Here is a 14023-nt window from a genome sequence, read left to right as displayed (position 1 = left end):
AGTTGAATAAATGCAGTGCAAATCAGTTAAAATTTGCACTACAAAATTGTTTTATGCTTGTACTTGAGCACGTTTTTGCATTGTGCCCAGTAAGATCAGAATCAGAACAGCTGCGATAATAATGCCCGGAATACAGGTCGCAATCAGACCGGTTGCGCCATTCCCCATTGCAAGGAATTGACCCGCACCAGCAGGACCTGCCATCGCACCAAAGCGACCAACAGTCATTGCTGTCCCTACACCTGTACCACGCATTTGAGTTGGATAAACCTGACTGCCTAATGCATACAGCACCATCTGTCCACCAATCGTGAAACAACCCACCAATGCACCAGCAAAATACATCGCATTTACGGTGCTAAAGCTGTTCAGCGCGATCAAACCTAAAATGATGCCGCTATACATTAGTAAAATGACGTTTTTCATTTTCCAATGGTCAACCAGCAAGCCCAGTACGATCGTTCCGACAAAAGCGCCGACCGAGAAGAACATTTGCACCATGGTTGCATCTTTTTTCTGGAACCCGAGCTCCATAAGTAATGACGGCAACCAGTTCAGTAGCATGTACACCACCATCATGGTGAAGAAATAACCCACCCAAAGTAGGATCGTTGGCATGCGGAAATACTGGTTAAACAAATCACTGAACTTGCTTTGCTGAGCGGTATCAGCGCTTTGCTGCGTTGCAAGAAATGCACGTGATTCAGGCAAGAATGCCATCATGAGCGGAATGACCATCAAAGGTAAAACACCACCCACATAAAAAATGACTTTCCAGTCTGCAGCCAATTGCGTACTCGCAAGTAGTGATACTGCAATACCACCAATTGGCATACCGCAATACATCAATGAAATTGCACGTCCACGTGCTTTATCACTCACTGATTCAGAAGCCAATGCCACTAAATTTGGCAATGTAGCGCCCAGCCCTAAGCCTGTCATAAAGCGTGCAAATAACAGCCCTGAGTATGACGTTACCCAAGCGGTGAGAATTGAAAATAAACCAAATAATGCAACAGCAATGATCAGTACTTTTTTACGGCCAATACGGTCCCCTAATCGACCACCAATTAAACCACCAGGCAATAAGCCTAAAATTGCAGCACTAAAAAATAAGCCCAGACTTGATTTATCTAAACCAAAATGTGCGCTAACACCTGCAGCAGCAACACCTGCAGACTGCAAATCAATCCCCTCAATCAAGGCGATCAGAAAGCAGATTAAAATCGTCATCACAGCATTACGCTGTGTATTTTGTTGTTGTTCCATACAACGTACCCTTCTTGTTTTGCGTTCCTAGCAAAAACAAACTAATTTGATATGAATATATTGTCAAGTATACTTGACGTTTTAAAAATTAGAAAAAAGTCGTAGATAAAAATGGAAAAAAAAAATCATATTGCTTATATTGAGAGCTCATTTTTAGCCATGTATTAGCCGTGAAATCTCTAAGAACTTTGCTTCGATCTCGCCTTGAATGGATCGAAGACCATTTAATGAAAAATGCAGAAAAAAATGGTTATGGCTACGTAACACCATCTATGGCGAGGCTTTATAGTTATCTTGGCGAAACACCTGTGCCAATGTCTGAATTGGCTCGTCGCTTAAAAATTTCCCGCCAAGCGGTGCATCAGTTAGTCGCTGAAGGTCTTAATTCTAAGTTCTTAGAAGTTATTGATAGTCCAAATGACAAACGCATCAAAATGGTTAAGTTTTCGACGAACGGTAAAGAAATGTCGGATGTTGCATTGGCAGAAATTCATCAAGCCGAGCAAGAACTCGCAAAACATTTGGGTGAGGACAACGTTAAACAGCTCAGACGTATCTTGGAATTAGATTGGCCAAAAAGTTAATACTGAAAGTACAAGCTATACATTAATAGCTTGTTTTATATAAAAATTTATTAGATTTTGACGTTCGCCAATAGATTTTTGATAATAAGTTGAACTTAACAATAGGCAGGCACCATGTGTGATGGTCCAAACATAAGAAAGATAATCACGCAGGCTAATGGCACAATTGCGAGAAATTAGATATTCGACTGTAATATCTTTAACCTCGACTATTCTTTTTTCTCGAACTTCGTACAGTTCTTCAAACTTATTTTTTATTCCTCTTTCCTGACTGGTAATTCGCTCTTCAATACTATGCAGTAATACAGTTCGATTTGAATTCATCAGATGATAAAGCATGAACTGCCGAATTCCCTCTTGCACATCCGTTTTAAATTTTTGAGCGATCTCCAAGAGTCGCGTTTCATTCAAAATGAGCAATTCGAGATAGAGCTGGTTTTTACATTTAAAATATTTATAAATAGTGCCCTTCGCAATGTCTAATTCTTCTGCTAATTCCCCAACCACAATATCCTGATTATTTTCGAGCAGTAGCTGTTCGGTCACTTCTAAAATCTTCTGTTTTAGCAAAAAGATCTTTTCGTGGCGGGATATGGTCATAGGATTTCAACTCTTCGGAAGCAATCAATTTAGATACATTGATGTACGCCTATAATGAATAACCACATTGCATCATGTCAAGCAAGCTTAACATAATGTTTAGTTTTGAATGATAGAGCATAGTGAAGGTACACTCTTTGCTCAAATGAGAGGCTCAAAAATGTCTAGCACAGGATCTAAGCTCGGAAGCACACTGCTTTGAATCATTCATTTATCTCTCTGTACTCGCTTAATGGGCTTATGAAGATTCGCATACATTCTCTGACTGGTATTAACAAAAATTCAAATAGCCATTTGATTTTGAGTGGGCATACGATTAAAAGATAGAATTAAATAGAGAAAATTAAAATAAAACAAATAGATATATGTTTTGGATTTTTTATTTGTTCGAGCATTACATTAATAAATAGTGAATACTCATGTCTAAAAAAGCTGTTATTAGAATATTTATGTGAGAAATTTGTGGCAATAAAAAAGCCACTTAATATAAGTGACTGATTTAAAACAAGAATTTTGGTGGAGATGGCGGGAGTTGAACCCGCGTCCGCCAGCACTACACTCGAGAATACTACATGCTTAGATATCGTCTATTGTTTTAACTCTTTGTGACCCGACGAACAGGGTACAAATCGCGATCCTCTAAGTTTAGTACAAAGCCCCGAGGCTTGGCTTTATACGGACTTGTGTGCTTGCGCTTCAGTCGGGATCTCTAACCACAAGTATTCAGAGATGCGGACAAGCTGCCCTTAGGCAGCTAGAGCGTATGATTCGTCGTTTGCGACTAAAAAATGCAAATTTGATTTACGAGAGAAAATGCGCTCTCGACATGCATCTATGAGTTTCATCACCAGCGTCGAAGCCAGAAACATCCCCAAAGTTAGAGCAATCATAGCATAACTGATAAAAAATACGATGTATTTTCTGAACAATTACACAATTGAATGCGCTTAATTACATAATTGCGCTAATATTTTATTTTTCAAGACATCAAAAGAAAAAGATATGAGCTATTTACTGGCCCTCGATCAGGGTACGACCTCTAGTCGTGCAATCATATTTAATGAACATGGACAAGTTCAGGCAACAGCTCAACGTGAAACACATATTCAAACCCCACACTCTGGCTGGGTCGAACAAGATGCTCAAGAAATTTGGAGCTCTCAAATTGCCGTAGTGCAGCAAGCTCTAGCCTCTGCGCGTATTCTAGCTAAAGATATTAAAGCAATCGGCCTCACCAACCAACGTGAAACCACTGTGGTTTGGGATAAACGCACGGGTAAGCCTCTCGCTCCTGCTATTGTTTGGCAAGACCGTCGTGCAGCGAACTGGTGTAATCAACTTATCCAACAAAATTTACAAGAATCAATTCACCATACAACTGGGCTCAGAGTCGACCCCTATTTCAGCGCAGGGAAACTGGTTTGGCTACTCGAAAATACCCAAGGCTTACGAGAACTAGCACAGCAAGGCCATGTGGCATTTGGTACGATCGACAGCTGGTTGGTATGGAATTTGACTCAAGGTGCTGAGCATATAATTGAAGCCAGTAATGCCTCACGTACCATGCTCATGAATTTACAAACGCAACAATGGGATAAGTCATTACTCGAATTATTTAATATTCCAGCATCCATCTTGCCTAAAATTATCAGTTCCGACAGCTATGTAGCAGATACAGCTACGGGGCTACTGGGGGCAAATATTCCAATTACAGGCATATTGGGTGACCAGCAATCTGCATTGTTTGGACAGTCCTGTTTTGAAGCTGGTACAGCCAAAAACACCTATGGTACTGGCTGTTTTATGTTGTTCAATACTGGAAATGAAGTCCAATATAGCACTAATAAATTATTGTCGACGCTTGCTTGGCAAGCGCAAGGTCAAACCACCTATGCCCTAGAAGGCAGTGTATTTATGGCTGGCGCTATTGTGCAGTGGCTCCGCGATGGACTCGGAATTATTCAAAAAAGTGGTGATGTGGAAAAGCTAGCCTGCCAAGTCTCCTCAACCGAAGGCGTCGTATTAGTCCCTGCCTTTACTGGACTTGGCGCACCGCATTGGGACAGTGAAGCACGTGCCTTACTTTGTGGAATGTCACGGGGCACAGGTAAAGCACATATCGCACGAGCAGCCTTAGAATCAATAGCATTTCAAGTCTCTGATGTGCTGAGCGCTATGCAGTCAGATATTTCAAAACCTTTAAAAGAGTTACGTGTAGATGGCGGTGCCTGTGCCAATGACATGCTGATGCAATTTCAAGCCGATATTTTAAATGTGCCTGTACTTCGTCCTAAACTTTTAGAATCAACCGCTTGGGGTGCTGCAGCTATAGCAGGCTTAAAGGCAGGCGTATTTTCAAACTTAGATGAAATAGCGCAATCTTGGCAATTAGAACGTGCTTTTGAGCCAAACATGCAAGTTGATGAACGCGAATATCATTTAAACCGCTGGCAGTCTGCTTTAAAACGTGCCAAATCTGATTTATAAACACATCATTCTCGACATATAAAAAACCGCAATCAATGCGGTTTTTTATATGATGTTCATTTAAGGCTAAGGCTTAATGTGCATGTCCGCCTGCCCCTTCCACAATTTTAGGTCGTGGGCATAACCAAATGATGAGGGCTGCGAATATAAAGATCATCGCCAACAGTAAAAATACATGATTGGCAGATAGAGTTAAGGCTTCTTTATCGACTAAGCTGGTGATATACCCCAAAGCTCCTTGTGAGCTCATACCTTGTTGCATCAACGTCGCTTGTGTATCTTCTACATGTAAGCTTCCCACCATGTCGGCGCGTGCAAGTTTGGTGTGGTCATCCCAAATTGTAACTGCAATCGATGCGCCGATTGCACCTGCCATGGTTCTTAAAAAGTTCATTAAGCCCGCAGCAGAAGCCATTTCTTGTGGTTGAACTGAAGCCAAAGCCATATTAGACAGTGGAATAAAGAAAAATGGCACCGCAAAACCTTGTAGAATTTGGGGCAGTGCTAAAGAAAAGAAATCTGCATCTGTGGTCCAAAAGGCGCGCATTAAGGTTACGCCACCCAATATGCTAAGACCAAAACTCGCTAGTGCACGTTGGTCGTATTTTGTCGCTAACTTCGCCACCAATGGCGACATGGTTAAACTGCCCAAGCCCATGGTTGCAGTTAAATAACCAGCCCAAGTTGCGGTATAGCCTAAATTAATTTGTAGCCACTGTGGAATCAGTACAATACTGCCAAAGAATGCACCAAAGCCTAAGGCCAATGCCACAACTGATATAGTAAAGCTTCGATATTTAAAGATTTGAATATTGACCACAGGATGCCGCTCTGTCAGCTCCCAAATGGTAAAAATCACCAATCCAATCAGTGCGGTCAGCGCCAGAACCATAATCACTGGGCTATTAAACCAGTCTCGTTCATGGCCCAAATCCAACATCAACTGCAATGCGCCAATCCATAACACCAATAAAACGAGGCCGCCCATATCAATTTTGAGCTTCGCGATTTCTGTTTCAGCGGGTTTTAATAAACGCATCGCCGCCATCGCACAGATAATACCTACTGGAATATTGATAAAGAAAATCCAGTGCCACGACAAATTATCGCTGATGGAACCACCCAAAATTGGCCCTAAAATTGGCCCAACGACGGTAGTCATCGCCCACATGCCCATGGCTTGTGATTGTTTTTCAGGTGGAAAAATACGAAGTAGCAACATTTGGCTGAGTGGCATAATTGGGCCACCAAACAAGCCTTGACCTATTCGGCAAAACACCAGCATTTCTAAACTGGTCGATAGACCGCATAGTACCGAAAATACCGTAAACCCGATTAAGCTCACAGTAAAAACTTTGACCCCGCCAAAGCGTCCTGCCAGCCAACCTGTTAAAGGTACACAAATGGCCTCTGCCACCGCATAGGATGTAATGACCCACGTCCCTTGCGAACTAGAAACAGCCAAACTACCCGTAATATGTGTGACCGATACATTGGCAATGGTCATGTCGAGCACAACCATAAAGTTTGCCAATGCCAGCACAAAGGCTGCCAATATCAATCGGCTACCTTTTAAATCACCATAAGGAACATAGCTATTCATAGGTGTTTACTTCGTGCTTAAGTCAATTTTTGCTTCCATCGACAAGCCCACACGCAGTGGATGTTCGGCCAATTGCTGTTGATCTAAACGAATACGAACAGGTAAGCGCTGTACAACTTTAATCCAGTTTCCTGTTGCATTTTGTGCTGGAATTAAAGCGAAAGCTGCGCCTGTTCCACCAGAAAAGCCCACCACTGTGCCTGTGTACTCCACGCTATCACCATATAGATCTGACGTAAGTGTGACTTTTTGCCCTGGTTTGACACGCTCTAATTGGCTTTCTTTAAAATTGGCATCGACATATAACTGTGAAATTGGCACAACCATTAATAACACTGAACCCGGTGCCACACGCTGGCCAACCTGAATTTTACGACTGGTCACCACACCATCAAAAGGCGCTTTAATGACTGTGCGCTCTAGATCTAATTCAGCCTGTTTGAGTTTTGCTTGAGCAACCAATACATCAGGGGTTGAATGTTCATTGCTGCCTTGAATTAAAGCATTGTTGGCTGCTAAAGAGCTTTGCGCTGCTTTTTGACTCGATTTCGCCTGCGCTAAACCTGCTTGAGCGAGGTCAAACCCTGCTTGTGCATTATTTACGGCGCTTTGTGCGGTGCTTAATTCTTCTTTAGAAATTGCACCCGAAGCACTCAATTGCTGACGACGATTCAGTTCATCTTGTGCTTTATTGAGTTCTGCTTTAGCTTTGGCCACTTGTGCTTCAGCACTATGAATACCATCATCGCTCACAAAGACTTGTGAATTTAAAGCACTACTGTTGGCTGCCGTTTGTTTATATTGACGCTGTGCCTTCATTAATTCTGCTTTTGCTTGTGCCAAGGCAATTTCAGCATCCCGTGGATCAACCTGAACTAAGACCTGACCTTTTTTAACCTGCTGCGTATCACTAACCAATACATCAGCCACTTGCCCTGTCACCATCGATGTGACTGATGCTGTTTCAGCACCCACATAAGCATTATCGGTTGATACACTTTGGTTAAAAAATAATTTCCAAATCAGATAAATCGCTACAGCAATCACTAAAATTAATGCAACAAAGGTCAAACTTTTCTTTCGTTTGGCTTTCAGTTCTGAATCGCTGAGTTGAGGCACTGTTTGAGTCTCTGGCAGTGTTTCTTGGGCATCTGTCATTGATTTTTCCTAAATCCAACAGACTTACTCAAACGGCAACATATTTGCATCCCGCAAATATCGGACATTTTTGTCCTCTATGATGTCGATGAAAAAGTCATTTTTTAAATTTGACGCATTTTATAGCGAGATAATCATGTTTTGAGAATATAAATGTAACTGTTCAGTCTTCATTTCTTTAAAACAACACAAGATTCGCATCCTGTGCTGTCAATTATTCTGTATTATTATAAAGTTAGCTTAAGCCAATATTAATATGCATACGATGCAATCGCTGTTGCAATCGCTTTGCCTTCATCATTGTGCATAGTCATACGCATGGTGCAGCCCTTACGACCTAAACGTAAAGTTTCTGCTCGGGCTGTAAAATATTGGCCACGGCCTGGTGCTAAATAATCTACACGCATGTCCACTGTTGCCAAACGGGATACCTTTTTACTGGTTTCGGTCATATCTTCAGCTTTTGCATGCTTATAGAGCTCACCCATTGCAGAAATGCCGCCAATGCTGTCTAGCAAAGTTGCAGCCACACCGCCATGCAAAATTTGAAATGCCACATTACCCACCAAATTTGGTGCCATATCTACACGTGCTTCGATTTGCCCGTCTACCACTGACATGTGCATGAGACTATGAGCAAAAAATGGCGATGCATTAAACGCCTGACACAAACCTTGTAAAATTTGTGTCATGTCTACATTCGAGCTTAAATCCATATTACCTGTCCAATTTTTTGCTGCGTCCGTCATAGTCTGCTCGAATTACCTTAATTGAATAAAAAAATGAAGCGTGTTGTCCTAAAACAGGATTATAAGTCTACAATAGCTCTAGTTTAAGACTGATCATTGAGATTGTTATGACCTATACGTTCAATCGTCCAGCATTTCCTGCCACTCGTATGCGCCGCATTCGTAAAAATGATAAATTGCGTGCCATGGTTCGAGAGACCCAACTGACGGCTGATCACCTTATTTATCCTGTATTTGTATTGCCTGGTCAAAATCAAACCCAAGATATTCCAAGCATGCCAAATGTTCAGCGTTTATCTGCAGATCTACTGCTTAAAAAAGCTGAAAGCTTATTGGAATTAGGCGTGTCAAAATTAGCGCTGTTTCCTGTAACACCACAAGAAGACAAAAGTCTGAGCGCTGAAGCCGCTTGGCAAGACAATGGCTTAGTCCAAAATACAGTTCGCCTGCTTAAAAAAGAATTGCCTGAAATGGTATTGATTACCGATGGCGCACTCGATCCGTACACGACTCATGGTCAAGATGGCATTATTGATGACACAGGCTATGTGTTAAATGACGAAACTGTAGAATGTTTAATTAAACAAGCTTTAAGTCATGCTGAAGCGGGTGCAGATGTTGTTGCACCGAGCGATATGATGGATGGTCGTATTGGCGCGATTCGCCAAGCACTTGAAGCCAATGGCCATATCTATACCAATATCATGGCGTATTCTGCAAAATATGCATCTAGTTTCTATGGCCCTTTCCGTGATGCTGTCGGGTCTTCAAGCAACTTAAAAGGTGGCAACAAGTACAATTATCAAATGGATATTGGTAACCGCGCAGAAGCACTCCATGAAATCGCCTTAGATATCCAAGAAGGTGCAGACATGGTGATTGTGAAGCCTGGTATGCCTTATCTCGACATTGTCCGTGAAGTCAAAGATACTTTTGGTATTCCAACTTTTGTATATCAAGTCAGCGGTGAATATGCCATGTTGGCGGGTGCCATTCAAAACGGTTGGTTATCTGAAAATGTGATTATTGAATCACTGATGAGCTGTCGCCGTGCAGGTGCTGATGGTATTTGGACCTACTTTGCCGAAGAAGCCGCGCTCATGTTAAAAGACATGAAATAAGTGTCTTCATTTAGCCATAAAAAAAGCATCTGATCAGATGCTTTTTTTATTTTGCTTAAGATGCTTAAAACTTATAGCTATAGGCTAAACCTAAAATATTCTGATTCATTTTTAGGTTGGCATTGCCCCCACCAAAGTTTGCGGGAATAGAGTTTTGCCCCTTCACTTCTTTTTCTAAAGCATGGGTATATGCAATGCTGACATCCTGATGTGTGTCGATTAACCATGTAGCCCCCAGACTTAAATGATCTTGTACCACGCCTGGAGCTAAGATATTTAAGAAGGTCTGATCCGCTTGAATGGGCTGATCATTATGGCTATAACCTGCACGTAAGCTAAGTTTAGGTGTAGCCTGATAAGTTGCACCCACTTTATAAATATTAATATTTTGCCAGCCAAAACCCGCTCCTTGAGCAGTCCCCAGCGGTTGGGTTAAATTGAGCGGATTACCCACGGAAGCAATATCTGAATAGTTAATCCGTTCAACATCAGCTGCCAGCGTTAATGCGGGTGTAAGTTTAAATGCAGCGCCTACACCATAGCTTTCAGGCACATCAAAACCACCATTTTCTGCGAATAAACCACGGTATTTATCAAATGTACCAGCTTTAACTTTAGATGAATATTTAGCACCTAAGGTCAATTGGTCATCAAAGAACTGCCCAGACCATCCCAATTTAAAACCAATACCCGTTGACGAATCTTTTCCGCGATTACTTAAATTACTGCTGTCTTGTGAAAGCTGGGCAAAACCATCAATGCCCTTGGCTTCAAATTGCTGATACATAATATTCGATGCGACCGCCACAGATTGGTTCGGTGCATATTTCCATGCCACAGCAGGCGAGAAAAATACTTGAGATAAATTTACGCCAGCAGGGCCTGTACTGCCATATTTTTCAAAAGGGCTTTGTTTATAGCTGGTGTTCATCCCGCCATTGCCATAAATCGCAAAACCTACAGCAATTTGATCATTCACTGGATGACTATAAGCCACTTCTGGAATCACAAAATATTCACGTCCATTGGCATCATATTCACCATTGGCTTGCGGGCTATCTTGAATATTGGCAGAACGATCTGGCGCAAATACTGTTGCGCCAACATTGACTTGCTGCCCCACCCAACTCAAACCTGCTGGGTTACTGGCAATTGTTAATGCGTCATTAAAATTTGCAATTGATGTACCTGCATTACCCTGCGCTTTAACACCATAACCATGCATAAAATATCCAGTCGTCGCATGTGTTGCACTACTGAATATTGCCAATATCCCCAAAGATAATGCGCTATAAATTGTTTTCATCGTGACGCCCTTATTTTTAATTAAGGAAATCATATTTTGTTTGCGATATTTTGTAATCGAATAAAAAACAACAAGCTTATCTTTTTTAGAGATATAGAAAAAAGAAAACAAATCGATTTTTCATATAGGCATTCTAAAACTCAAAAGCCAATCAGATGCTTTATAATTGCCCTTATTTTTGAAGATGCAGTAACACGGAATGCATATTGCCATCATAGGTGCAGGCATTAGCGGCTTATTGTCTGCCCTAGAATTTATAGATCAAGGCTGTTCAGTTTCAATTTTCGATCAACAATCTGCGGGTAAAGCAGCCTCTTGGGCAGGGGGCGGTATTCTCTCTCCGATGTATCCTTGGCGCTACCCGCAAGCGGTCAATGACTTGGCCAAACACGGTAAAGACTTATATCGCACATGGAATGAAAAACTATGCCCTATTTCTGGTATCGACTTCGAAATACATGAAACAGGCATGCTGATTTTTGATCAAGCTGATTTTGAGATTGGTTTGAATTATGCCAAATTGCATGATGAACCTATGCAATACTGCGAACATCTACAATACGAGAAAATAAAACAGCTGAATCCACGGATTTCTCATCAATTTGAACAAGCTATTTATTTTCCTCAAATTGCCAATGTGCGTAATCCTCGCCTGCTTAAATCCATCATTGGCTACTTAAAACAGCATCCGCAGGTGCAGTTTTATGAACAGACGTGGATTGAAAAATTCATTATTCAAGATACACAAATTCAAGCAATCGAAAGCACACGTGGTGAACGTTTTGAAGCAGATCATTATGTCATTAGCACAGGTGCATGGTCAGAACATTGGTCTAGCCAACTTCGGCTACAGATTCCTATAGCTCCCGTTCAAGGTCAAATGCTCCTGTTTAAAGGCCCAGAAAATTGGCTACCGACCATGTGTATGAATGAAGTAATGTACTTAATTCCACGTCGCGACGGGCATATTGTCTGTGGATCTAGCATGAATCATTTAGGATTTGATCACCGTCCATCTACACACGTTCAACAAGATATTTATAAGGCTAGCCTGAAAATGGTTCCTGCACTTGCAGAACTTCAGATTGTAAAGCAATGGGCTGGCTTACGCCCAAGCTCACCCACAGGTATTCCCTATATTGGACAAATGCCTAATACTACCAACTTATGGGCGAATTTTGGTCATTATCGGAATGGTTTATGTATGGGGCCTGCTTCTGCACAGTTACTGCGTCAGCTGGTGCTACAACAAGACACCCTTGTTAATCCACAGGCTTACAGCCCTTTAGCATTAACGAGCCTCCATTAAACCTCACAGCGCGCCATATAAAAAATGCCTGTTCATCAGGCATTTTTTATTGCTCGCTTATATGAACTTAATGTGACGCTAATAAATTGGCTAATGCTTCTTTGAGTGTAGAGAACTGAAACGTATAGCCAGCATCGAGTAAAGCTTGGGGTTTGACATATTGACCATTTAAAATCAATTGTGATTGCTCACCTAGCACTAACTTCATTAAACCTGCAGGTAAGTTTAATAGTGGTCGTTTATTTAATTGTCGGGATGCTAAAGAGACAAAATCTGCCTGACTCACTCGCTCAGGTGCCACCAAGTTCCACACCTGTTTGGGTACATTCGATGTCATTATAAATTCAATGCTTTGCAATACATCACGAATATGAATCCATACCACGGGTTGGCGTCCGTTACCTATTTTTCCAGCCACATTCAATCGAATAGGCAATAACATTTGCGGTAAAATGCCACCTTTTGCAGACAGCACAATCCCCAGCCGAATGATTTTAGTATTTTGATTCGAAAATTGTAGCGCAGTCTGTTCCCACTGTTGGCACAGCTCAGATTGAAAGATGGTTTGGGCCGGCGACTGCTCGGTACATGCCTGTTGCCACTGCTCAGTGGTGTCTATTCCATAATAACCAATTGCAGAGCCCGAAATAATGCATTTAGGTACAATACGGCGCTGTTCTAAGTACCGGTACAATTGCTCAGTTGTTTGTACTCGACTGGCAATTAATTTTTGCTTACGCGCAGCCGTCCAGCGCCCCTGCCCAATGCTTTCACCCGCCAAATTAATCACATAATCAATCTGGTCTGTTTTTAACTCACTGAGCGCTGTTATCCATTGCATATCAGGATGCGGCGAAACCAAATCTTTTTTACGACTTAAACCAATAACCGCATAATCTTTAGCTAACAAGTATTCCGTCAGGCGTGTACCAATAAAACCACTCGCCCCTGTAATTAACACCCGTTCCTTCAGCATAAACCGTCTCTAATAAATGGAGATACCCTACCATCTATAAGATAAGTTCATGTTTTGTTCAAGCCTTATTCATGGCCAAACATTTTAACTGACATGCGCTTTGCTTGCGCGCCATAAAACCAATAGGTAAGTAAATACAATGGAATCGCCAACAGCATACCCATAATAACCACCAAACTCATAAACTTAGGCTGTTGTAAGTACGATATAAAGTTTTGCCAAATTTCAGGATCTTTTATCGCAAATAAAGCAACGCCTAAAATTTGAAAGGCAATGTTGTAACCCCAAAAAATTAAGGTAAAGCCTAAAGTGATTTTTTTACGCTCTGCCTGTGTTGGTGCACGTTGATTTCGCTTTAAAAAGATATAAAGCACCCAAACCATTGCCACGATATAGGGTACAGCTGTTAAAATACCGCCTACACCCATTGGTAGTAGCGCGGCCAACACACCGCAAACACAGCTGAGCACCAAGCAAATGATAAAAAACATGACAAAATAACGAGTTAGCGACATCTGAATGATGACCTAAGAAATAAAATCAGTTCAGTATAAAAAAAAATGAATTTTTTTTCATTTTATTGTCAACCAATCTCTCATAGGTAGCGTTATATAGGGTACAAGGTCTGTAGCAGCCGATGATTTGTACTGGCATCCACAATGTTTCGGTGACCTTTCTTAAAGCAATAATTTTCTTTTCAGGTTTGAGCCTTTGAACAGCAGCCAAATCTTAAACCTTGAAATAGATTTTTTGACCGACGATTTCACCATCACTCGAATCGTCGGTCTTTTATTTTCTGCGTTTTTTATTTCAACACAAAACTCAGTCTTATCATTCTAACTCAATTTTTAAAATTTCAAT

The 14023-nt window shown here is 41.4% G+C and carries 12 protein-coding genes and 1 other RNA gene; 4 read left to right on the top strand and 9 right to left on the bottom strand.

Going from position 1 to position 14023, the window contains the following annotated elements; all coding sequences use genetic code 11:
- Window positions 1-51: 51 nt before the first annotated feature.
- Window positions 52-1269, bottom strand: a complete 1218-nt coding sequence (mhpT, locus tag EXE29_RS01960; protein WP_120363828.1) for a 3-(3-hydroxy-phenyl)propionate transporter MhpT — start codon at window positions 1267-1269, stop codon at window positions 52-54.
- Window positions 1270-1496: 227 nt separating this feature from the next.
- On the opposite strand from mhpT, the gene EXE29_RS01955 reads away from it, so the two are divergent.
- Window positions 1497-1853 (top strand): MarR family winged helix-turn-helix transcriptional regulator, encoded by a 357-nt coding sequence (locus tag EXE29_RS01955; protein ID WP_228198699.1) that lies wholly within the window; start codon window positions 1497-1499, stop codon window positions 1851-1853.
- 15 nt (window positions 1854-1868) lie between these two features.
- Here the strand turns inward: EXE29_RS01955 and EXE29_RS01950 are convergent, their stop codons facing one another.
- Entirely contained in the window at window positions 1869-2453 is a 585-nt protein-coding gene (locus EXE29_RS01950) for a TetR/AcrR family transcriptional regulator (RefSeq protein ID WP_120363830.1), read from the bottom strand.
- Window positions 2454-2967: 514 nt separating this feature from the next.
- Window positions 2968-3326, bottom strand: a transfer-messenger RNA (tmRNA) gene (ssrA, locus tag EXE29_RS01945).
- A gap of 129 nt (window positions 3327-3455) precedes the next feature.
- Between ssrA and glpK the strand changes: the two genes are divergently transcribed.
- On the top strand, window positions 3456-4940 hold the full coding sequence (glpK, locus tag EXE29_RS01940; protein WP_120363831.1) for a glycerol kinase GlpK: 1485 nt from the start codon (window positions 3456-3458) through the stop codon (window positions 4938-4940).
- A 73-nt stretch (window positions 4941-5013) separates the two neighbouring features.
- Here the strand turns inward: glpK and EXE29_RS01935 are convergent, their stop codons facing one another.
- From EXE29_RS01935 to EXE29_RS01925, 3 genes are all read right to left on the bottom strand, one after another.
- The gene (locus EXE29_RS01935) at window positions 5014-6543 is read right to left on the bottom strand and encodes a DHA2 family efflux MFS transporter permease subunit (RefSeq protein WP_106985515.1); all 1530 of its coding nucleotides are present in this window, start codon (window positions 6541-6543) and stop codon (window positions 5014-5016) included.
- 6 nt (window positions 6544-6549) lie between these two features.
- Window positions 6550-7701 carry an HlyD family secretion protein gene (locus EXE29_RS01930; RefSeq protein ID WP_106985514.1) on the bottom strand — a complete coding sequence of 384 codons (1152 nt, stop codon included), beginning with the start codon at window positions 7699-7701 and terminating at the stop codon, window positions 6550-6552.
- Window positions 7702-7952: 251 nt separating this feature from the next.
- The gene (locus EXE29_RS01925; RefSeq protein WP_120363832.1) at window positions 7953-8450 is read right to left on the bottom strand and encodes a thioesterase family protein; all 498 of its coding nucleotides are present in this window, start codon (window positions 8448-8450) and stop codon (window positions 7953-7955) included.
- A 107-nt stretch (window positions 8451-8557) separates the two neighbouring features.
- Here EXE29_RS01925 and hemB point away from each other — a divergent pair, with 107 nt between their 5' ends.
- Window positions 8558-9571, top strand: a complete 1014-nt coding sequence (gene hemB / locus EXE29_RS01920) for a porphobilinogen synthase (RefSeq protein WP_120363833.1) — start codon at window positions 8558-8560, stop codon at window positions 9569-9571.
- Between the two features lie 64 nt (window positions 9572-9635).
- On the opposite strand, the gene EXE29_RS01915 is transcribed toward hemB, so the two are convergent.
- Window positions 9636-10877, bottom strand: coding sequence for an OmpP1/FadL family transporter (locus EXE29_RS01915; protein WP_120363834.1), 1242 nt, complete (start codon window positions 10875-10877; stop codon window positions 9636-9638).
- 199 nt (window positions 10878-11076) lie between these two features.
- On the opposite strand from EXE29_RS01915, the gene thiO reads away from it, so the two are divergent.
- Complete coding sequence (thiO, locus tag EXE29_RS01910; RefSeq protein ID WP_120363835.1) at window positions 11077-12186, top strand: glycine oxidase ThiO; 1110 nt, start codon at window positions 11077-11079, stop codon at window positions 12184-12186.
- 67 nt (window positions 12187-12253) lie between these two features.
- On the opposite strand, the gene EXE29_RS01905 is transcribed toward thiO, so the two are convergent.
- The gene (locus tag EXE29_RS01905; protein WP_120363836.1) at window positions 12254-13162 is read right to left on the bottom strand and encodes a TIGR01777 family oxidoreductase; all 909 of its coding nucleotides are present in this window, start codon (window positions 13160-13162) and stop codon (window positions 12254-12256) included.
- A 65-nt stretch (window positions 13163-13227) separates the two neighbouring features.
- Window positions 13228-13677: an ABZJ_00895 family protein gene (locus EXE29_RS01900; protein WP_106985508.1), complete on the bottom strand. Its 450-nt coding sequence runs from the start codon at window positions 13675-13677 to the stop codon at window positions 13228-13230.
- Window positions 13678-14023: the final 346 nt, after the last annotated feature.

It is taken from the genome of Acinetobacter sp. WCHAc060006, from assembly GCF_004209135.1.
GTDB lineage: Bacteria > Pseudomonadota > Gammaproteobacteria > Pseudomonadales > Moraxellaceae > Acinetobacter > Acinetobacter cumulans.
Note: the sequence above shows the minus strand (reverse complement) of the source record. Positions and strands in the feature narration are given on the sequence as shown.